The organism is Pedobacter yulinensis, assembly GCF_003029735.1.
Classification (GTDB): domain Bacteria; phylum Bacteroidota; class Bacteroidia; order Sphingobacteriales; family Sphingobacteriaceae; genus Pedobacter; species Pedobacter yulinensis.
Genome location: NZ_KZ686268.1, coordinates 768,248 through 788,605, shown reverse-complemented (window position 1 = coordinate 788,605; position 20,358 = coordinate 768,248). Strand labels below are relative to the sequence as shown.

Annotated in this window: 25 protein-coding genes; 9 read left to right on the top strand and 16 right to left on the bottom strand. The window is 50.4% G+C overall.

The features are described from left to right. Complete coding sequence (locus C7T94_RS03525; RefSeq protein ID WP_107213687.1) at positions 1-618, top strand: rhomboid family intramembrane serine protease; 618 nt, start codon at positions 1-3, stop codon at positions 616-618. Here the strand turns inward: C7T94_RS03525 and C7T94_RS03520 are convergent. Further along, positions 604-1,557 carry a hypothetical protein gene (locus C7T94_RS03520; protein WP_107213685.1) on the bottom strand — a complete coding sequence of 318 codons (954 nt, stop codon included), beginning with the start codon at positions 1,555-1,557 and terminating at the stop codon, positions 604-606. The two genes, C7T94_RS03525 and C7T94_RS03520, sit on opposite strands and share 15 nt — an antisense overlap. 81 nt (positions 1,558-1,638) lie before the next feature. Between C7T94_RS03520 and C7T94_RS03515 the strand changes: the two genes are divergently transcribed. After that, positions 1,639-2,682: a dipeptide epimerase gene (locus tag C7T94_RS03515; RefSeq protein WP_107213683.1), complete on the top strand. Its 1,044-nt coding sequence runs from the start codon at positions 1,639-1,641 to the stop codon at positions 2,680-2,682. A gap of 12 nt (positions 2,683-2,694) precedes the next feature. Here C7T94_RS03515 and C7T94_RS03510 read toward each other — a convergent pair whose 3' ends face one another. Then, a complete protein-coding gene (locus C7T94_RS03510) occupies positions 2,695-3,243 on the bottom strand; it encodes a DUF1543 domain-containing protein (protein ID WP_107213682.1) in 549 nt (182 codons plus the stop codon). Between the two features lie 82 nt (positions 3,244-3,325). On the opposite strand from C7T94_RS03510, the gene C7T94_RS03505 reads away from it, so the two are divergent. Then, entirely contained in the window at positions 3,326-4,012 is a 687-nt protein-coding gene (locus C7T94_RS03505; RefSeq protein WP_107213680.1) for a hypothetical protein, read from the top strand. Between the two features lie 2 nt (positions 4,013-4,014). Here C7T94_RS03505 and C7T94_RS03500 read toward each other — a convergent pair whose 3' ends face one another. Genes C7T94_RS03500 through fumC form a run of 6 tightly spaced genes read right to left on the bottom strand, consistent with a single transcriptional unit; the run spans position 4,015 to position 8,408 of the window. Then, a complete protein-coding gene (locus C7T94_RS03500; RefSeq protein WP_107213678.1) occupies positions 4,015-4,749 on the bottom strand; it encodes a ThuA domain-containing protein in 735 nt (244 codons plus the stop codon). Next, positions 4,746-5,192: a low molecular weight protein-tyrosine-phosphatase gene (locus C7T94_RS03495; protein ID WP_107213676.1), complete on the bottom strand. Its 447-nt coding sequence runs from the start codon at positions 5,190-5,192 to the stop codon at positions 4,746-4,748. Before C7T94_RS03495 ends, C7T94_RS03500 begins: the two co-directional genes overlap by 4 nt. Beyond that, entirely contained in the window at positions 5,189-5,632 is a 444-nt protein-coding gene (locus tag C7T94_RS03490; protein WP_107213674.1) for a hypothetical protein, read from the bottom strand. Before C7T94_RS03490 ends, C7T94_RS03495 begins: the two co-directional genes overlap by 4 nt. 9 nt (positions 5,633-5,641) lie before the next feature. After that, entirely contained in the window at positions 5,642-6,448 is an 807-nt protein-coding gene (locus C7T94_RS03485; protein ID WP_239494916.1) for a S1/P1 nuclease, read from the bottom strand. A gap of 18 nt (positions 6,449-6,466) precedes the next feature. Beyond that, positions 6,467-7,000 (bottom strand): fumarate hydratase, encoded by a 534-nt coding sequence (locus tag C7T94_RS03480; protein WP_239494915.1) that lies wholly within the window; start codon positions 6,998-7,000, stop codon positions 6,467-6,469. Between the two features lie 10 nt (positions 7,001-7,010). Next, complete coding sequence (gene fumC / locus C7T94_RS03475; RefSeq protein WP_107213672.1) at positions 7,011-8,408, bottom strand: class II fumarate hydratase; 1,398 nt, start codon at positions 8,406-8,408, stop codon at positions 7,011-7,013. A gap of 165 nt (positions 8,409-8,573) precedes the next feature. On the opposite strand from fumC, the gene C7T94_RS03470 reads away from it, so the two are divergent. From C7T94_RS03470 to C7T94_RS03460, 3 genes are all read left to right on the top strand, one after another. Beyond that, positions 8,574-9,791, top strand: coding sequence for a serine hydrolase domain-containing protein (locus C7T94_RS03470; RefSeq protein ID WP_107213670.1), 1,218 nt, complete (start codon positions 8,574-8,576; stop codon positions 9,789-9,791). Positions 9,792-9,868: 77 nt separating this feature from the next. Further along, positions 9,869-10,174, top strand: coding sequence for a YbaB/EbfC family nucleoid-associated protein (locus C7T94_RS03465; RefSeq protein WP_107213668.1), 306 nt, complete (start codon positions 9,869-9,871; stop codon positions 10,172-10,174). 9 nt (positions 10,175-10,183) lie between these two features. Beyond that, on the top strand, positions 10,184-10,864 hold the full coding sequence (locus C7T94_RS03460) for a metal-dependent hydrolase (protein ID WP_107213666.1): 681 nt from the start codon (positions 10,184-10,186) through the stop codon (positions 10,862-10,864). 36 nt (positions 10,865-10,900) lie between these two features. Here the strand turns inward: C7T94_RS03460 and polA are convergent, their stop codons facing one another. Continuing rightward, positions 10,901-13,714 carry a DNA polymerase I gene (gene polA / locus C7T94_RS03455; RefSeq protein WP_107213663.1) on the bottom strand — a complete coding sequence of 938 codons (2,814 nt, stop codon included), beginning with the start codon at positions 13,712-13,714 and terminating at the stop codon, positions 10,901-10,903. Between the two features lie 98 nt (positions 13,715-13,812). Between polA and C7T94_RS03450 the strand changes: the two genes are divergently transcribed. Continuing rightward, the gene (locus C7T94_RS03450; protein ID WP_107213661.1) at positions 13,813-14,505 is read left to right on the top strand and encodes an LSm family protein; all 693 of its coding nucleotides are present in this window, start codon (positions 13,813-13,815) and stop codon (positions 14,503-14,505) included. 11 nt (positions 14,506-14,516) lie between these two features. On the opposite strand, the gene C7T94_RS03445 is transcribed toward C7T94_RS03450, so the two are convergent. From C7T94_RS03445 to trmB, 4 genes are read right to left on the bottom strand one after another with little or no spacing between them, the layout of a single operon-like run. Beyond that, on the bottom strand, positions 14,517-15,080 hold the full coding sequence (locus C7T94_RS03445) for a DNA-3-methyladenine glycosylase I (RefSeq protein WP_107213658.1): 564 nt from the start codon (positions 15,078-15,080) through the stop codon (positions 14,517-14,519). Positions 15,081-15,090: 10 nt separating this feature from the next. Next, positions 15,091-15,441 (bottom strand): carboxymuconolactone decarboxylase family protein, encoded by a 351-nt coding sequence (locus C7T94_RS03440; protein WP_107213655.1) that lies wholly within the window; start codon positions 15,439-15,441, stop codon positions 15,091-15,093. Positions 15,442-15,449: 8 nt separating this feature from the next. Beyond that, complete coding sequence (locus C7T94_RS03435) at positions 15,450-15,776, bottom strand: MGMT family protein (RefSeq protein ID WP_107213653.1); 327 nt, start codon at positions 15,774-15,776, stop codon at positions 15,450-15,452. Between the two features lie 25 nt (positions 15,777-15,801). Further along, positions 15,802-16,452 (bottom strand): tRNA (guanosine(46)-N7)-methyltransferase TrmB, encoded by a 651-nt coding sequence (gene trmB, locus C7T94_RS03430; protein ID WP_107213651.1) that lies wholly within the window; start codon positions 16,450-16,452, stop codon positions 15,802-15,804. 175 nt (positions 16,453-16,627) lie between these two features. Here trmB and fcl point away from each other — a divergent pair, with 175 nt between their 5' ends. Together fcl and C7T94_RS03420 are read left to right on the top strand one after the other, a co-directional pair. Beyond that, entirely contained in the window at positions 16,628-17,566 is a 939-nt protein-coding gene (gene fcl, locus C7T94_RS03425) for a GDP-L-fucose synthase (protein ID WP_107213649.1), read from the top strand. A gap of 111 nt (positions 17,567-17,677) precedes the next feature. Continuing rightward, the gene (locus C7T94_RS03420) at positions 17,678-18,610 is read left to right on the top strand and encodes a hydrogen peroxide-inducible genes activator (protein ID WP_107213647.1); all 933 of its coding nucleotides are present in this window, start codon (positions 17,678-17,680) and stop codon (positions 18,608-18,610) included. A gap of 1 nt (position 18,611) precedes the next feature. On the opposite strand, the gene C7T94_RS03415 is transcribed toward C7T94_RS03420, so the two are convergent. The 3 genes from C7T94_RS03415 to C7T94_RS03405 form a co-directional block, all read right to left on the bottom strand. Continuing rightward, a complete protein-coding gene (locus tag C7T94_RS03415; protein WP_107213645.1) occupies positions 18,612-19,049 on the bottom strand; it encodes a hypothetical protein in 438 nt (145 codons plus the stop codon). A gap of 142 nt (positions 19,050-19,191) precedes the next feature. Next, positions 19,192-19,800 carry a superoxide dismutase gene (locus tag C7T94_RS03410; protein ID WP_107213643.1) on the bottom strand — a complete coding sequence of 203 codons (609 nt, stop codon included), beginning with the start codon at positions 19,798-19,800 and terminating at the stop codon, positions 19,192-19,194. 80 nt (positions 19,801-19,880) lie between these two features. After that, positions 19,881-20,354: a nucleoside deaminase gene (locus C7T94_RS03405; RefSeq protein WP_107213641.1), complete on the bottom strand. Its 474-nt coding sequence runs from the start codon at positions 20,352-20,354 to the stop codon at positions 19,881-19,883. Between the last annotated feature and the right edge of the window lie 4 nt (positions 20,355-20,358).

Sequence of the window (20,358 nt, the reverse complement as noted above, 5' to 3'; positions counted from 1 at the left end):
ATGAATATATATTTACAAGCAGCCCCGGTTGCCTCTTTTGTATTTGTATTAACGCTGATAACAAGCCTTTTTGCTTTTTACAACACGAATGTTTACGGCAAATTGATGCTCCACCCCTACTCAGTATCCAGGGGAGCTAAACCCTGGACCGTGGTTACCAGTGGCCTGATCCACGCTGACTGGGCTCACTTGTTTTTTAATATGATGACCTTTTTCTTTTTTGCTTTCTCCCTGGAAGCTCAGATCGGAAGCCTGAGATTTGGCATCATCTACTTTGCAGGCATGATCCTGGCCGATATTCCTTCCATCCTGAAACACAAAGACCATTTCTGGTACAATAGCCTGGGCGCTTCAGGTGCCATCAGTGCGATTTTATTCAGTTACATTCTTTTTGACCCGCTGATGAAACTGTACATCATGTTTATTCCTATCGGAATCCCTGCGGTTTTGTTCGGCGGGTTATACCTCATTTATTGTGTGTACATGTCGAAAAATTCCCGGGACAACATCAACCACGATGCGCACTTCTTCGGTGCCCTGGCCGGTCTGGCGCTTACGGTGTTGTTCGTACCAGGAATTATCGCGCACTTTTTAAATGCATTGTTAGGTCGCGGGTAGAGCCGGGTCTTCAAAAAAACTCAGGGGCTGCTCGGGATTTTTGATGATCTCGAACAAGGTAAGCCCCCAGGGTTTCCAGAAATTTTCGAGCACCTGCCCATACGTTTTGTGTTGCCAGTGGTCAAAGAGCGGCTTTGCAGAAGCGCCACGTAGGGGCATGGCTTCAATATAAGTCGTTCCGTTGAGCGGAACGGTGGTATAGTCGGGCAGCCGGTTAAAGAGGTAAGCGGAATAATAAAACCGGGCGCTAAGTTCCTCGAACTGCTGCAGGGTAAGGGTCTCACCCGCAATGTTGTCAAGGAGCGTATCGTGGTATTTTTTGTTCGCACCGTTATCCTGCAGGCAGGCCACGATTCCAAAATCTTTGAACCGCAGCGAAAACGTCAATGTATTGATCTCATCGCGAAAACTGAAAGGCACATCCGTTTCAGACAAGCGGGTCAAGACAATGCTCCAGGGATTAACATTTTCAAAAACAACATCGCTATAGATTCCTTGCAGGTGCATGTGCAGGTTGCCGAACTTCATCATGAGTGATTGCGACATATTCAGTTCCCGGCCATTCTGCCGCAGGGCGGCGTTCATTTCCACATACACAAATCCGTAAATAAACTTACCCAGCCAGTGAAAGAGCTTGCGCTCATCGAGCCGGCTCAGCGCATCGTAACCTCCTGCAAAGGCGGCGGCTATTTCTGCCTCGAGCGGTTCCAGGAAGTTGGTGTTCACTTCTGCATTTACAGGCAACTGAAGCGAGCGGTAACTGCGAATGCTTTCATCCAGCAGTTTGATGGGCTCTTCTCCGGTCAGACCGGCCTGTCCCATCAGCCATTCAGGAATAACAGGAATCTGCACCACCGGCGTGCGAAAGGTATTGCCGCTTAAAAAGCAGTTCCTGTAGTGAAAATCGAAATTTCTGAAGGGTTGGTATGTCAGCTGCATGGTTCAAAATTAGGGAATATAAATTCCTGTGCCCCGTATATTAGTTTTTTTAACTTTGGCATTACCGATTAACAACCTGCCATGCAACTCGCCTATCACGCTTACCAGCTTGAATTGAAACACACTTTTTCAATCGCCAAATTTTCGCGGAACAGTACTCCTGTTCTCCTATTAAGAATAACTTATGAAGGGGTTGATGGTTACGGCGAAGCCTCGATGGTACCTTATATGGGCGAAAGCTTCGAAACGGCAAGCCAGTTTCTGGCGAAGGTAGATTTGCAGCCCTTCCGTGCGCCCTTCGACTTCCCGGCAATCATTGCACACCTGGACAGCATTGCTCCCGGCCAGCCTGCCATCAAAGCCGCGGTTGATATTGCACTGAACGATATTCAGGGGAAACTGCTTGGCAAGCCCTGTTATGAAATGTATGGCGCTGACCCCGCCCGCATGCCCGTAACGTCTTATACCCTGGGCATAGATACGCCCGAGGTACTGAAAGAAAAGGTGGCCGATGCCCGGGCCTGCCGCGTTTTGAAAATAAAGCTCGGCCGCGACAACGACCAGGAACTGATCCGAACCATCCGCTCTGTCAGCGACTTGCCGCTGTATGTCGACGCCAACCAGGGCTGGGCAGACCGCAAGCAGGCAATTGATATGATTTACTGGCTGCATGATCAGGGTGTACTGCTGATCGAACAGCCAATGGACAAACAAAACCTGGACGGCAACGCCTGGCTTACAGAACGGAGCCCCATCCCGATCCTGGCCGATGAGGCCGTGCAGCGGCTCAGCGACCTGGAACACCTCAAAGGCGCCTACCACGGCATCAACGTTAAACTGATGAAAACCGGCGGAATGTTCGAAGCACACCAAATGATTATCCAGGCGAAAAGTTATGGCATGAAGGTACTGATCGGCTGCATGAGTGAAACCTCATGCGCTACCCTTGCAGCGGCGGCACTGGCACCGCTTTGTAACTGGGCCGACCTGGACGGCCCCCTGCTAACCCGCAACAACCCCTTTCAGTCTCCTGCCCTTGTAGATGGCAAATGGGTGCTCGAAAACAGCCCGGGGCTTGGCCTGACCGGTGCACCATCGCTTAGCTACGATCAACTGGCGCAGTAAACGCACAGACTGTTACTGAATTGATTTAAGGGGAAAATACCCCAGGTGCAATTCGTCTTCGGCACCCGGCTGTTTGGTAATTTCCAAGTGAAAATCCCGGTCTGCCGGCAGCAACTCTTCGATATCATAGATATCGTCTACATCCAGTCCGTACTTGTCGTCGATGTGCGATACTGCCTCGGTACCGAATCCCGTATGTTTGTAAAACAAGGTTTGTTTGGCGCGGGCCGTTGCCTCCGCTTTGCTGGCTGCTACCGTCAGAAATTTATAGTGAAATTCTTCCAGCTCGCCGGGTTTATACCCACCCAGGTTCAGGAAATAAAGAGCAGGGCCGCCCGCAGCTTTATGACGGCCGGGCTTTACCGCTATGCAGTATCCATCTACCTGCGTAACGAAACGCCAGCCGTCAAGGTGGATACTGCCTGCACCGGGCCAAAACCGCTTGATAGCAGGGATCAGTGCAGCGAGCGCAGGGGCTGCGCCGAAAAAGATGTCGTGCTGTTCGGTATGCCGTCCGGCCGGCTTGCAGCCAAGCAACACCATAAAAAGTTTGTTTTCCATTGTCATTGAGCGCCTCAAATTACTAAAACCGCCAAACATTTAATTGCAGGCGGCTGTTTTCTGGGAAAACCGGCACTTCCATATGACGCAAACTCCTCCAGACGGCGGCACGCTCTACACCGAGACGAACATGCTGCATGTATTTCCAGAGCCATTCAACACCATTACCAGTTGCTTTTTCCTGGGCATCGCCATTTACTGGACCTTTAAACTCTGGGGGAAATTCCAGACACATACGTACCTGAGCATTGCACTTGTCCTGCTCTACATAGGCGGTATAGGCGGCACGGTTTACCATGGCCTGCGGCAATGGTCTGTTTTTATTATGATGGACTGGATGCCGATTATGCTGCTTTGCGTATCGGCGGGAGTATACTTTCTCGCTAAAGTGATACGGTGGTATTATGCTGTGCTGATCGTGGTTGCGTACATAGGCTTCCAGGTTTGTGCGCGGAATTCCATGGGCAATGATCCTCAGTTTTTCGTAAACCTGAACTACGCCATGCTGGCTGCGCTGGTCCTGTTCCCGGTATTGATCTACCTGGCCAAGACCAACTGGAAGTTTGGAAAATGGGTGGGTTTCGCGCTGCTGGCCTTTGTCTTTGCGCTCACTTTCCGCATCGCCGACCGCTGGGCCCTGCTTAGCGTGGGCACGCACTTTCTATGGCATACATTTGGAGCAATTGCCGCCTTTTGTATGTTCAATTTTATTTACCTTGTCAATGCAGGCTCTGAGCGTACTGTTCAGAACAAGCAAGTTTCGGCATAATCTTACTTTCTGCGCCCAAGCGCATACTCGATACCACCCAGCAGGTGTTTCAGGAAAAGCGGTTCGCTGTATGATTCTTTTGTATGCCCCAGGGCGGTGGTGAACGCACGGCTGCCTTCATACACATGACACCAGGCCATGGGATGTTCGGGGCCATTTGTCCCGCCCTGGTACGATGATTCATCGATGGTGAGCAAGACCTTCAGGTTCGGGTTGATATCTTTAAAATTATAAAGTTCATCTTTCCTGGTCCAGACAGTGTCGGGCAGAAAGGAAGTAGCCGGATGTTTTTTGTCTTTTACCATAAACCTGGCGGTCTGCACCTGCGGGTGATTTACGAAATACGCGCCGGCCAGCTTTCCGTACCAGGGCCAGCCGTATTCGGTATCTGTTGCGGCGTGCACGCCCACATAGCCCTTTTTGCTTTTAATGTACTTCTCAAATGCCTTTTGCTGCGCGTCATCCAGCACATCGCCTGTGGTGTTCAGGAAGACGACTACCGCATATTTTTTCAGGTTTTGCGGCGTAAATGCGGCAGCATCTTCGGTTGCATCTACAAGGAAATTGTTCTCTGCGCCCAGTTTTTTAATAGCGGCAATTCCTTCAGGGATGGAGTTATGTCTGAATTTTTCTGTTTTTGAAAACACCAGGATCCTCGGCGCATTTGTCTGTGCCAGGACTGCCCCGAAAAAACCTGCCATTACAAACAGCAGCAACAAGCTTGTGATCTTTTTCATATCTGGTTCCTAAAAATCTTTATCCAATCTTTGCAGCGGGCCTCGATCTCAAGCAGCACCGGCTCAAAAAGCGCATTGTCATACCAGGGGTCGCGTACCTCGGCTTCAGCGTCAAGAAACAAGCGCACCTTCTGCCGTTCTTCGGCACTTTTTGCCAGCGCCAGGACATCGCGCAGGTTACTCTGGTCCATAACAAGGATGTGGTCATATGCAGCAAACATTTGCCGGTTGAAATGCCTGGCACATTGCCGGCTGATGTCATAACCATATTGCCTTGCAACGGCAACGCTTCGGGCATCGGGTGGTTCACCCACATGCCAGTTGCCGGTTCCGGCCGAAGCAATTTCCCAATCCAGTCCTTCTTCTGTAACCAGGTGCCTCATTATTCCTTCAGCCAGCGGCGAACGGCAAATGTTGCCCAGGCATACCATCAGTATCTTCATTTGTCTTCTGCACTATACGTGTAGGTCACAGTTTGAACGCCATCGCCTGTACGCGTGTCTGCCGTCATAACCAATACCATTTTGCTGTTGTCGAGCGCTTTGATCTTATAAGCGGCTTCGCCAAGAAAAAGCTCATCGCCAGTTTGTCTCCAGGTGATGGGACCGGCAATCATATCACATAACGCGCCGTTGCTGCTTGCCCTGCAGGTTGAGTCGGTATCGAAGCGCAGGGTATAATTATTGGCCAGGCAACCCTGCGGGTCGAGCGCAAAGAGGTCGGTGGTCTTGCTGCCATGAACGGTTCGTCCCGGCAGCGAAACGGCACTGTTCAGTTTCCAGGGATGCATTTTCAAAATATGCTGCGGTTGGGGGTCGATCCGTTTGCAGCTGCCGGCCGCAGCAGCCAAAACAAACAGGAATAACATGATCTTGCGGTTCATAGCCTGAATTTAAGCATAAATTTCGTTCAAAACCTGCGCCAGGCGGATGCCCCCCTTCAATAATTGGGTATTCAGGCTTTCAACAAAATCAAAATTGTACCGGTAGCTCAGCTTCGAATCTGGCGGGGTCATGCTGTAAATGCGGTTGCAGACCTGGTATGATTCCCATACCCACTCTTCCAGGCCGGTTTTACGCCAGCTTGTTAGCTGAGCCGCTGAAGGTGCATTGATGGCACGGGCATACTCTGTATAACTCAGCTGCTGGTAATCGATCAGTTGCTCATCCCAGACCCGGTGCAGGTTGCTGCGTTGTCCGAACCAGGTTACGTTTACCCGGTTGCCGCCAAGATCTTCTTTCCGCGCCGTATGCATGGGCTGATGGACATCGCCGATCAGGTGAACAAGCAAGCGCAGCGCAAACCGTTTTTGTTCTGCCGTGCTGCGCGGATCTTTTAGCTGCCTGATCATTTCAGGAATCTTGGTGTAAACGTTTGGCCCCTTATCGGCCTTCAGAACACTGTAAATGCCCGCCTGGTTCAGATCTGCCGGCAGGTTTACATAGTGCCAGTTGTTCAGGTAATTGAAGCTCGTGTCTGACTTGATAAAGTCGGCCCAGTTGGCACTCATGGCCAGCGACTCATGCCCCATAAAGGCTATAATGGCCTTGCGCGCCTTCGGCTGAAGGTAACTGCTGGCAACTTCCCCGACAATCCGGTGGCCAAGCATTCCCCAGGCCGAAGCTGTAGCCGGCGCAGCACAAATCAGGACTGCAAAAACCAGGGTTCGCAGCCTGGTCAGGGTTTTAATCTTCATCATTGTCTCGTTTTTATGTATTTAAAGCGGCTTAGGCACGCAATCGATCTTTTCTTTCAAAGCCATGGCCGACTCTCGGTGGTCGTTCAGGCTTTCGAGCACCAGCAGTGTCGCCGTAGCTTTCCTGATCAGAAAACCTTCCGTATACCTGCCGGTACGGTAGCAGCCGCTTACCTTTTGTTTATAATTCGCCTTGGTGAATGTCCCCGCCAGGAACAGGGTGTCGCCTCTAACCGCATAATTTCCTTTTGCATATTCCTTCCATATGCCCTGGTTATAGCACTCCGCTTCGTAATAGTTTACTTTGCTGTGTGTAGTCAGGTCAACATAAAAAGAATCGCAGGTAAACTTAAGGCGGTGTTCAGTAAAGCTGTTCAGCTGCTCCCGGTATGGAATACTATCCTGCTGCCATACGCCCTGCAAACGGGCGTCGCCCCTGCCCTGTATGTTGGGCTGACGCACGCAGCCAGACAGCAGGGTCAGGCACAGGGCGCTGATTGCTGCCGGTCTGAGCAAAAAGGTGTAAGAAAAATGGAGCACCATGTACCTGACCATCAGACAGAAATTATTTAAGACTGCCAACCATGTCTTCGGGCCTGACCCACTCGTCAAATTCTGTTGCGCTGAGCAGGCCCAGTTCAACAGCCGCTTCTTTGAGTGTCTTGTTTTCCTTGTGCGCCTTCTTCGCAATCTTTGCTGCATTTTCATAACCAACGTGCGGGTTAAGCGCGGTAACCAGCATCAGTGAATTTTCAAGGTGTGTTTTGATCTGGTCGTGATTAGGTTCAATACCCGCTGCGCATTTATCTGTAAACGACACGCAGGCATCACCGATCAGGCGGGCAGACTGCAAAACATTCGCGGCGATGAGCGGTTTGAACACATTGAGCTCGAAATGTCCAGTTGCGCCACCTACAGAAACGGCCACATCATTTCCGATCACCTGTGCACAGACCATGGTCAGCGCCTCGGGCTGTGTCGGATTTACTTTTCCGGGCATGATCGAAGAACCTGGCTCATTGTCGGGAATAATGATCTCGCCAATGCCGCAGCGCGGACCCGAACTCAGCATGCGCACGTCGTTCGCAATCTTCATCAGGGCAACAGCGCTTCGTTTCAGCGCACCTGAAAGTTCGACCATGGCATCGTGGGCAGCCAGCGCTTCGAATTTGTTCGGGGCGGTTACAAAAGGAAGACCGGTCAGCTCGGCTATTTTCGCGGCAACCAGCACATCGTAGCCTTTAGGCGTATTCAGGCCCGTACCAACCGCCGTACCGCCAAGGGCCAGTTCGGCAACCATGACCAATGCATTTTTGATGGCCCTGATGCTGTTGTCAATCTGCTGAACGTAGCCTGAAAATTCCTGGCCGAGTGTTAGCGGTGTGGCATCCATAAAGTGCGTGCGACCTGTCTTCACAATGTTATCAAAAGCTGCTGCTTTTTCCTTCAGGGCATCACGCAGTTTTTCCAGGCCGGGAATCGTGTTTTCTACGGTCAGTTTATAAGCAGCAATGTGCATCGCCGTAGGATATGTATCATTCGATGACTGCGACTTGTTCACATCATCGTTCGGGTGAAGCACCTTTTTTTCGTCGGCAAGATCGCCACCGTTCAAGACGTGAGCCCGGTAGGCAATGACCTCATTGGCGTTCATGTTGCTTTGGGTGCCGGATCCGGTTTGCCAGATCACCAGCGGGAACTGGTCGTCCAGCTGACCGGCTACGATTTCCTCGCAGGCGCGCGAAATCAGCTCAGCCTTCTCCGCACTCAGCACACCCAGTTCATGGTTGGCCAGTGCAGCAGCTTTCTTCAAATAACCAAACGCATGAATGATCTCTTTCGGCATCGAAGCCTCGGGACCAATTTTGAAGTTGTTCCGGGAACGCTCGGTTTGCGCTCCCCAATATTTATCTGCAGGTACCTGTACGGCGCCCATGGTATCGTGTTCGGTTCTGAAACTCATATGATTATATTTTAGCGGCAAATTTAGGCTTTTTGACATTTAATGATCCAGATAAAGGTAAGATTTTGCCATCAAAGGGACCCCTTCCGGCAATGTTTAAAACTCTTTTGCGTTTAAACATGCGGGAATGTTTATTTTTCCGCCTTTTAACGTATACACACCCGAATGACCGTCAGAACCATCTTGTTTGCCGCAGCAATGTCGGCCGCAATTCTTACAGCCTGTTCATCAGACCCCAAGCAAAAAGAAAAAGATGCGCGCATCAGAACCAAGGAAGACGATAAGACAGACAGTCTGCTCCTGGTCTATAATCCGAAAAAGGAAGACAAATGGATTGCTGATTTTGTGCAGCGCCTGCATAAACGCTCGGGTTTCAATGGCAACGTACTGGTGGCTAAAAAAGGTCGCATTATTTTTGAAAAGGCCATTGGCTGGGCAGATTACCTGCACCGGGACAGCCTGAAGATCAATTCTGAGTTTGAACTGGCATCAGTTACCAAAACATTTACGGGAGTTGCCATCATGCAGCTGGTTGAAGCGGGTAAACTCTCACTCGATGATAATGTTAAGAAATTTTACCCGGATTTTCCCTACGAAGGCATTACCGTGCGCCTCCTGCTGAGCCACCGCAGCGGCATGATGAATTATGTTTATTTTGCCGACCGGAAGGAGATCTGGCCTGATAAGAAAAAGCCGATGAGCAACCAGGACGTCATGAAACTGCTGGCCGTGCATAAGCCGCAGCGTTATGCCGCCCCAGATACACGGTTCCATTACAACAACTCAAACTATATGGTGCTTGGCGCCATCATTGAAAAAGTAACGGGCAAAACGTACGCCGAATACATGATGGAAAATATTTTCAAACCGGCCGGCATGAAAAATACGCACGTGTACTCGACCACCGTTTACCCTAAAATCCCGGTCGATGTGGTGGGCCACGACCGCACCTGGCGCTACTCGGTTGTGCAGAACTTCCTGGACGGGCCGGTTGGCGACAAAGGTATTTACAGCACCATTCACGACCTTGTGCTTTATGACCATGCCCTGAAAAAAGGCCGGCTGCTCAGTAAAAAAAGCCTGGACTCAGCCTATGTAGGGCGCAACAAGCCGATTAACGGGCATTTCAACTACGGCTATGGCTGGCGCATGTTCGACGGCGAGAACATGGACAAGGTAGTTTACCACACAGGCTGGTGGCATGGGTTCAGACATATTTATGTGCGCGACCTGACCAAAGACATCGTAGTTATTTTCCTGGGCAACCTGACCAACGGCAGCCTGCTCCATCTCGACGACCTTTACCGGTACCTGAAAATGCCCATTATCAGGAAAGGCGCGTACCACGGCAACGGCAGCCTGCCCGGAAGCGATGAGGACTGACCTGGTCCTGGTTTTTTTTAGCTTGTTGAAACAATTTAGCGTTTAAATATTTTATACAGACAACAAACCCAAAGATCATGTTTGATAAAATCATGGCTGCCCAGCAAAAGGCAGAGGAAATCAAGAAACGCCTGGATACGGTATCGGTATTCGGCGAAGTGGAGGGCGGTGCCATCCGTGTAACGGCTACTGCCAACAAGGCCATTACAGCTATTGAACTTAGAGAAGACTTTCTTGCCGGCGCAGACCGCGAAGAGCTGGAAGAATTGCTGGTAACCGCCGTTAACCGTGCCCTGCAGCAGGCCGATCAGGTCAGCGCCAATGAAATGCAGGCAGCGACAAAGGATATGCTCGGCGGTCTAGGCGGAATGTTTGGGCAATAACAACAAGCCATGAAATACACCTATTTTGGCCAGTCGTGTTTCCTGCTGGAAGCCGACGGCAAAAAGTTTCTTTTCGATCCTTTTATCAGCCCCAATGAACTTGCCGCCGCTGTCGATATTGACGGCATAGAGGCCGATTATATCCTTGTTAGCCACGGGCATGAAGACCATGTTGCCGACCTGGTCAGGCTGGCAGAGCAAACAGGGGCCAAAGTAATTGCTATGGTCGAGGTCGCCGCCTGGGCCAACAGCCAGGGCCTGACCAATATTGCGGGCATTAATTTCGGCGTTCAACGCTTTGACTTTGGTAAACTCAGGACCGTACATGCGCTGCATTCAAGCTCGAATCCTGACGGCAGCTATGGCGGTAACCCTGCTGGTTTTGTCCTGGAACTTGAAGGCAAACAGATCTATTATGCCGGAGACACCGCGCTCACACTGGAAATGAAATTGCTCGCCGACCTGCATCAGCTTGATTATGCCATTTTGCCTATCGGCGGACATTACACCATGGACGTGGATGATGCCGTACTGGCTTCCAGGTTTGTTGCCTGTGATAAGGTGATCGGCGTGCACTACAATACGTTCCCGCCCATCCGCATTGACGAGGAAGAGGCGGTAGCGAAATTTAGCCGGGAAGGAAAAAAACTCTTTCTGCCAGGCATCAACGAAACCATTACGCTGATATAAAAAAAGGGGCATGCGCCCCCTTTTTATATTGAAGCTTTAATGCGCCTCCAGCCAGTTTTCGCCTTCGCCGATCTCCACAACGATCGGCACAGACATCCGGATCGCGTTACGCATGCCTTCTTCGATCAGGATTTTCATCGTGTCCTTTTCCTGGCGCAGTACATCGAAAACAAGTTCGTCATGAACCTGCATCGTCATTGTTGAGCGCAAACCCTGCTTTTTCATTTCGCGGTGAATATTGATCATGGCAATCTTGATCATATCAGCGGCCGAGCCCTGAATGGGGGCATTGATGGCGTTTCGTTCGGCAAAGCCGCGTACGGTCATGTTCGCCGAGTTGATATCGCGCAGGTAACGCCGGCGACCCATAATCGTTTTTACGAACCCGTTCTCCCGCGCAAAATTCATGGTGTCGCTCATGTATTTTTTTATACCGGGATATTGATTGAAATATTGTTCAATGATTTCTGCCGCCTCCTTCCTGGGAATACCCAGGCTTTGCGACAGGCCAAAGGCAGACTGCCCGTAAATGATGCCAAAGTTGACCGCTTTCGCGTTCCGGCGTTGCGTACCATCTACCTGTTCAATGTCAACGCCATATACCCGGGCAGCTGTTGCCGTATGGATATCCAGTCCCTTGCTGAAGGCCTCGAGCATGTTCTCTTCCTTGCTGATATCGGCAATGATGCGCAGTTCAATTTGGGAATAATCTGCAGACAGCAGGACGTGTTCCTCGTCGCGGGCAATGAATGCCTTCCGGACTTCGCGGCCGCGATCGGTCCTGATCGGAATGTTCTGCAGGTTCGGGTTGTTCGAGCTAAGCCGGCCCGTGGCCGCCACAGCCTGGTTGAACGAGGTATGGACCCGGCCGGTTTTGGGATTAACCAGCAGGGGAAGCGCGTCTACATAAGTGGATTTGAGTTTTTGCAATTGCCTGAAATCGACAATGTCTCGCACAATGTCACTTTTACTGGCCAGGGCCATGAGTACATCTTCGCCCGTCTGGTATTGGCCGGTCTTTGTCTTTTTTGCTTTGGGATCGAGCTGCAATTTGTCGAAAAGAACTTCGCCAAGTTGTTTTGGCGAGGCGATGTTGAACTTTAATCCCGCTTTTTCGTAAACTGTTTGTTCGTACCGCCGGATGTCGCTTTCCAGCTGGGCCGAATACTCTTTCAAGGTCTCCGTATCAATTCTTACGCCCTCTTTTTCCATATCGGCCAACACATAGACAAGCGGAAACTCAACCTCGCGCGCCAGGCTGTCTACTTCGCGTTCTTTCAGCAGCGGTTCGAAAACCTGCGAAAGCTGCAATGTAACATCAGCATCCTCGGCCGCGTAATCGGTGACCCGCTCTGGCGATACTTCGCGCATGGTTCCCTGCCCTTTTCCTTTCGGGCCGATCAGTGAAGTGATCGAAACCGGCGTGTAACCAAGGTAATTTTCGGCCAGCACATCCATGTTATGACGGGTGTCCGGGTCAATGAGGTAATGGGCCAGCATGGTGTCTACCAGCTCGCCCTGCACATTAACGCCGTACCACTTCAGCATCAGGATGTCATACTTGGTATTCTGCCCAATCTTGATGATGTCCGGGTTTTCGAGCAGTGGTTTAAACTCATCAACAATGGCCTGTGCGGCATCGCGCTCAGCCGGAACGGGCACATAAAAACCGGTACCTGCTTCATAAGAGAACGAAAGCCCGACAAGCTCGGCTTCATTTGCATCTGTTCCCGTTGTTTCCGTATCGAAAGAGATGCTTTTCTGCGCACAAAGGCTAGTGATCAGTTCCTGCCGGCCCTCTGGCGTATCAACCAGGCGATAATCGTGCGGCGTATTGTCTATATTTTTCGCAGGCGCGGCCGGTTCGAATAACTCGGGCGCAGTGGTCGTGCTGACCTGGACACGGACATCTTCTACCTGGTTGCCAAACAGATCAGTCTGCTGGCTCACGCTGATCCGGCCATCGGTTACGCTGAACTCATCACCAAATACCCGCCTGCCAATGGTACGAAACTCCAGCTCGGCAAACAGCGGCTCGAGCAGCTCGCGGCTTGGCGGCGTTAATTTGAGTGCTTCTTCATCGAGTTCGACCGGCACATTCAGCAGGATGGTTGCAAGTTTTTTAGAGATCAGACCTTGCTCTGCAAAAGTCTCGACATTTTCCCTTTGTTTGCCCTTCAGTTCGTGAGCATTGGCAATGATGTTCTCCATCGAACCATACTGCCTGATCAGGGCCTTGGCGGTCTTTTCGCCAATGCCGGGTATACCGGGAATGTTGTCTACCGCATCGCCCCAAAGCCCGAGGATATCAATAACCTGGTGCACATGTTCGATCTCCCATTTGGCAAGCACTTCTTTTACCCCCAGTATCTCCATATCATTGCCCATTCTGGCCGGCTTGTAGATGAAAATATTCTCTGAGACGAGCTGCGCAAAATCTTTGTCGGGTGTCATGCAATACACGGTATAACCCTTGTCTTCGGCCTTTTTAGCCAGGGTCCCGATAATATCGTCGGCTTCATAGCCGTCTGATGTAATGACCGGGATATTGAAACCGGTAATCAGCTTGAACACATACGGAAGCGCCTTTGCCAGGTCTTCGGGCATGGCCTCTCGGTGTGCTTTGTAGGCTTCAAATTCTACATGACGTTCTGTAGGTGCGTCAGTATCGAAAACCACCGCAAGATGGGTGGGCTGTTCTTTCTTCAGTACTTCGAGCAGGGTGTTCGTGAAACCCATAACAGCCGAAGTATTGATCCCTGTAGACGTAAATCTAGGATTTTTGCTCAGCGCGAAATGTGCCCTGTAAATGAGCGCCATTCCGTCCAGAAGAAAGAGTTTTTTATTCATAAACCAAAGTTAACAATCCCCGCTGAATAGCGGGTCGGCCCCCTTTAATTTTGGATGAATAAATATTTTATCGCAACTTGCCTGCTTAAGAACGGCACATGAACAGGGTTTTTCTGAGCATATTACTTTTACTTTCATCTGCAGGCCTTCTGCAGGCACAAGACATTGTGACCCGTAAAAACGGCGATTACCTGAGGGGCATTATCAAGGGCTGCGATGCGTACACCGTGCTGATTGAAGATGAAAAGGGCACCGAAAAGCTCCTGAAGGTGAAAGACGTGAAAGATTTTTTCTGGAATGGCGATACCTATGTAAGCAAAACGTTTTTTGATGCAAAAAAGCCTGAAGAACGTTTCGCACGGGTGCTCGAGACCGGAGCCATCAACCTGTACGCCATTGGCGGAAGTCCGGCCAGCCAGCCTGTACAACGCAGTGCCGTCCGGGCAAGGCCCAGCATCGGTCTGGGCATGGGCAGCGGCGGAATGGGCGGCGGACTCGGAGGCAGCATCTCATTCGGTGGTGGCCGCAGCGCCGGCGACGAGCGCCCGCAGCAGGCCGCAAAAACCTGGTACTATATCGAAAGACCGGGTAAAAACGGCGTTCAACCCATTCCCCTCGCCATTGTTACACCAGAGACCAGTAAACGCGCCGTCAAAGATATTCTGCTGTTTAACCTGGGCGATGATGCTGAACTCGCTGCGCAGGTCAATGCATCAGCAGACTTTAACCGGAAAGAGGTCCAGGCGCTCATTAAAGCCTACAACCTGAAGCATGGGGCCAGCCGGCCTTAGATTGTTGAAACCTACCTGCTTATACAGTCTTCAAGGTGGTCGTTAACCATTCCGGTGGCCTGCAGAAAGGCGTAACAGATCGTCGTTCCGAAAAATTTAAAACCGCGCTTTTTCATGTCCTTGCTGATATTGTCAGACAGGTTGGTCCGTGCAGGAACATCTGCACTGCTTTTTACCGTATTCTGAACAGGCCTGCCTCCAGGCAGGAACCCCAGAATGTATTTTGAAAAAGACCCAAACTCCTGCTGCACTTCAAGGTATCTACGGGCATTGGTAATTGCTCCTGTAATCTTAAGCCGGTTCCTGATGATCCCGGTATCCTGCATCAGCCTTTCCACATCCTGTTCTCCGAAGCCGGCTACGCGTTCCGCATCGAAACCGGCAAAGGCCTGTCGGTAACTTTCACGCCGGCGCAGAATGGTGATCCAGCTCAGGCCAGCCTGTGCCCCCTCCAGGATCAGGAATTCAAACAGAATTTTGTCGTCGTAAACAGGTTTCCCCCACTCTTCATCATGATACCTGATGTACAAAGGATCGGTTCCGCACCAGGAACAACGCTTGAGGATCGCTTCCACGGGCCGGGGTTTAGGACGCGGGCTGCGTTAGTTCTTCCCAAAATTCCAGTGCCCGCCGGTAATGCGGAATGACGATCGAGCCGCCCACCAGGTTGGCAATCATGAAGATCTCGTTCATTTCATCGGTGCTGACACCTTCTTCATGGCATTTCTGAAGGTGGTATTTAATGCAGTCGTCGCAGCGCAGTACCATCGAGGCCACAAGGCCGAGCATTTCTTTGGTCTTGACATCGAGCGCGCCTGCGGCATAACTGGTGGTATCAAGCGCAAAAAACCGTTTAATGTTCGTGTTTGCCGTCTCCATGACGCGCTCATTCATACGGCTGCGGTAGCTGTTGAATTCCTCTTGCAATTTTCCCATAATCTAAGTTACAGTTCCTTCCGGGGGTCCCAGTGAACTTTTTTAAAATCGACCACTTTGTTGTCTTTGACGCTGACGCCTTCTGCGGCCAGCCTTTCTTCCATCGCCTCTGGCGGATCGAAGTGAAACTTACCGGTCAGCAGGCCGCTGCTGTTCACCACCCGGTGCGCAGGTACCGGCGGATAGGCGGTTCCGGCATGGCGCATGGCATAACCGACCATGCGTGCGGTACCGCCGGCGCCGAGGCTTTTTGCAATGGCGCCATATGAACTGACGCGCCCCCGCGGAATCAACCGGACCAGTTCATACACCATTTCGTAAAAATCAGTTTCCATCGGCTGTCGCTGTTTTTACCCGAAGTTACTCGAAAGCGAACTGAATATAATTGATGTTTTTATCTTTTTTCAGGTAGATCTGCTCATAATGTGTCTTGATCGAAAGCACATCATCTACAAATTCCGATGCGTACAGGCCGTCGGTCCTGCGCTTGCAGACCAGGCCGAGTTCGTCTACCTTTTCACAAGTGTAGGCATACAGACCGTCGTTGTCCGTTTTCAGGTGTACGCTGCCGCCGGGAACCAGGATTTCCCGGTAACGATTCAGAAAGCCGGGAAAAGTCAGTCTTTTCTTTTCGCGCTTATCTTGCGGCTGCGGGTCGGGAAAGGTGATCCAGATCTCATCAACTTCGCCCCGATCAAAATAATCAAGGATGTGATCGATCTGGATGCGCAGAAAGGCCACATTGTTTAACCCTTCTTCGAGGGCGGTTTTGGCCCCGCGCCAGATCCGGTTGCCTTTATAATCGATACCGATAAAGTTTTTTTCCGGAAAAAGCCGGGCCAGGTTGACCGAATATTCACCTTTGCCGCAAGCCAGTTCCAATACAACCGGGTTGCTGTTTTTAAAATGTTCTGCAGCCCATTTCCCCTTAAGTGGCCTGGCCTGATCAAGCTGGTAGACGTTCGAAAACGTCTCGATCTCTGCAAATCTTCTGAGTTTGTCTTTGCCCACTGAATTTAAATAATGCGCAAAAGTACGAATTATCGGGAGCCCTCAATGCCTGACAGGCCGGGCTCCGAAAAATGTCCTGAGCGAAAACACAGGCAACGCACTGATAAATACACCTTTCGGGGTATCCTTTTCCGGCATTTTTAGCTATTTTTGCGCAGAATTTAAGAAACTAGCTTTGGAACAGAACGCGAAAATATTTATAGCCGGGCACCGCGGCATGGTCGGCTCAGCCATTTACAGAAAACTGGAAAAAGAAGGCTTTACGAACCTCATTGTTCGCACTTCGGCCGAATTGGATTTGCGCAGCCAGTCTGCTGTTGCCGCCTTTTTTGAAACTGAAAAACCCGATTATGTGTTCCTTGCAGCCGCAAAGGTTGGCGGCATCGTTGCCAACAACACGTACCGGGCTGATTTTTTGTATGAAAACCTGGCCATCCAGAATAATGTCATTCACCAGTCGTACCTGAATGGCGTAAAGAAACTGATGTTTCTGGGCTCCAGCTGCATTTACCCCAAAATGGCTCCGCAGCCGCTGAAGGAAGACTATTTACTGACCGGCCTGCTGGAGCAGACAAACGAACCCTATGCCATAGCAAAAATTGCCGGCATAAAAATGTGCGATGCCTACCGCGATCAGTACGGCTGCAATTTTATATCGGTCATGCCTACCAATCTGTACGGTTATAACGATAACTACCATCCACAGAACTCGCATGTACTTCCTGCCCTGATCAGGAAATTTCACGAAGCAAAAAACAATGGCGATAAAACAGTGACCATCTGGGGAACAGGATCACCAAAACGCGAATTTTTATTTGCAGACGACCTGGCCGACGCGTGTTTTTACCTAATGCAGACTTACAACGAACCAAACCTGATCAACATCGGAACCGGTGAAGACCTGAGCATTAAGGAACTGGCCCTCCTGATCAAAGACATTGTCGGCTTTGAAGGTGAACTGGCATTTGATGAGACCAAGCCTGACGGAACGCCGAGAAAACTGATGGATGTCTCGAAACTTCATGCACAGGGATGGAAACACCGTGTCGAACTGCCTGAAGGCATCAAACTTGCATACGAAGATTTCCTGAGCAAGAACGGCAGTCAGTTCTAACTCTCCGTAAACGAACACCGGCCCGGGCATAACAACCCGGGTTTTTTTATGGACAAAATTGTTGTAAAGATTTTATTGATACATTTGTAGAACATCATAGAAATTTTTTATATGACACTTGTCCAGCTTGAATATGCCGTTGCGGTTGATACGTACCGCAGTTTCGTCGTTGCCGCAGAAAAATGTTTTGTTACCCAGCCTACGCTCAGTATGCAGGTGCAAAAACTGGAAGAGATGCTGAATGTGAAAATTTTTGACCGCAGTAAACAACCGGTTACTCCTACTGAGATCGGTGTCCAGGTACTCGAACAGGCACGCATTGTTTTGCAGGAGAGCGGAAAAATCAGGGAGATCATTAACAGCCAGCAGCAGGAAATAAGCGGGGAACTTAAACTGGGTGTAATTCCAACCGTTGCGCCTTACCTGCTACCAGGTGTCATCTCGGCCATGATGAAAAAATTCCCGGCCCTGAAACTGCTCATCTGGGAATACACCACCGAAGATATTGTGCATCACCTGAAAACGGGGGTACTGGATTGCGGCATCCTGGCTACACCGCTGTCTGACCCAAATATCCTGGAATACCCGGTTTTTTATGAAAACTTTGTCAGCTATATCAGCAAGAACAGCAAACTGTACAAGAAAAAGACACTCGACCCCGATGACCTTCAACAGGAAAACATCTGGCTCCTGAACGAAGGACACTGTATGCGCGAGCAGGTTTTAAACATTTGCCGGACCACAAAAAACAGCCGTTTGCAGGGATTGGAGTACAACACCGGAAGCGTGGAAACGCTGATCAGGATGGTTGACCTGAATGATGGTGCAACCCTGCTTCCTGAGCTGGCTCTTGCAGACCTGGGCACGAAACAACTGAGCAAGATCAGGCATTTCAAAAGCCCGGAACCGGTGCGTGAAATGAGCCTGGTTACCCACAAGAATTTCATCAAAAAACGGATGCTTCAGGCGCTGAAAGAAGAAATCGTGAATGCCGTTCCGAAAGAAATGCGCAGCAAAAAGAAAAAAGAGATTGTCGCAATCTGACCTATTGCAGTTTCAGGGCTTCGACACCTTCGACTGATTCTTCTTCTTCCTCGGCTTTTTTGCCCTTCTTTTTCTTTTTTTCGGGACCGCTGCGTTTCTCCAGTACCCAAAGGTCGTAGAGTTTCTGCTGTTCTGGTTTCAACACGGCTTTGATGTTGCGGCCTGCATCTTCCTGGATTTTGTAGTAGCGGTCCATGAGCATTTCGCGGGTCGCCCCGCTTTGCTGCATTTTCATGAGCGACTGTTCATCACGTGCCTGCCCCAATACATAGGTTGAAATGACTGTTTTCTGAGTCGGATTGAGCTTCAGTTTTTTTTCCAGGTCATCCATGTTCTTTTTGGCTATCTCCTCTGCGGTCGGCATCTTGGGTGGCTGCTGTGCACTAAGGCTGCCCGAAACGGCAGCAAGCAATAAAAACAGGAATAAGATCTTCTTCATTTTCAATCATCTAACGCAGCAGCGGCAACGCAGCTGTCAATTCTTTGCTAAGATAGGTATACAGCCGCGAAACGCAAAACTCTGAAAACAAGAAGCCCCGCAGCTGGCTGCAGGGCTGAATAAATCTTGGAAAAGGATTTGATTACAATGCTTTCTTATAAAGTTCTGCAACAGCATCCCAGTTAATCACGTTCCAGACGGCAGCCAGGTAGTCCGGGCGTTTGTTCTGGTACTTTAGGTAATAGGCATGCTCCCAGACGTCGATACCCAGAATTGGCGTACCTTTTACCTCGGCAACATCCATGAGGGGATTGTCCTGGTTAGGCGTAGATGAAACAACCAGCTTTTTATCTGCACCAACAGACAGCCAGGCCCATCCTGATCCGAAACGGGTTGCACCGGCCTCAGAGATTTTTGTTTTGAGCGCATCGAAAGAACCGAACGCGTCGTCGATCGCTTTTGCCAGGTCGCCGCTTGGTGCGCCGCCTTTGTTCGGGCCCAGAATGTTCCAGAACAGGGAGTGGTTATAGTGCCCGCCGCCGTTGTTGCGAACTGCAGCCGGGTGTTGCGAAATGTTTTTGATGATATCTTCAATGCTCGAATTTGCCTCAGGCTTGCCTTCCAACGCCTTGTTCAGGTTGGTTACATAAGCCTGGTGGTGTTTGCCATGGTGAATTTCCATGGTTGCTTTATCGATATGTGGTTCGAGTGCATCTGTTGCGTACGGTAACGCAGGTAATTCAAAAGCCATATGAGTTATTTTTAGGATTTAAAAAATTTCTGAACAAATATAACATTCCGGGCCAGAGTTTTGTTCAATGCTATGTCATGTTAGTCCCGCTTTTGTGCAAAGAAGCGCTTCATCAGGGCGGCACATTCAGCAGCGCGGACGCCGCCATCCAGTTTGGTTTTCGGATGCAGGATTGACGTACTTTTTGACAAAAAACCGCGTTTTTCCTCCCTTGCTCCATAAACGATCCGCCCGATCTGCATCCAGTAGCTGGCGCCTGCGCACATGACACATGGCTCGATGGTAACATAAAGTGTGCAATCTTTGAGGTATTTGCCCCCAAGGGTCTGCGCTGCTGCCGTAAAGGCCTGCATTTCGGCGTGTGCGGTTACATCATTGAGGCGCTCGGTCAGGTTATGGCCCCGGCCTACGATCCGGTTGCGGCAGACTACGATTGCCCCGATCGGGATTTCGTCCAGACCGAACGCAAGCTCTGCCTCACGAAGGGCCTGGCCCATGTAAAATTCATCCTGCTGCGGCTGCGGCTGCTCATCTTCGAAATTAAAAAAACTCATCTGC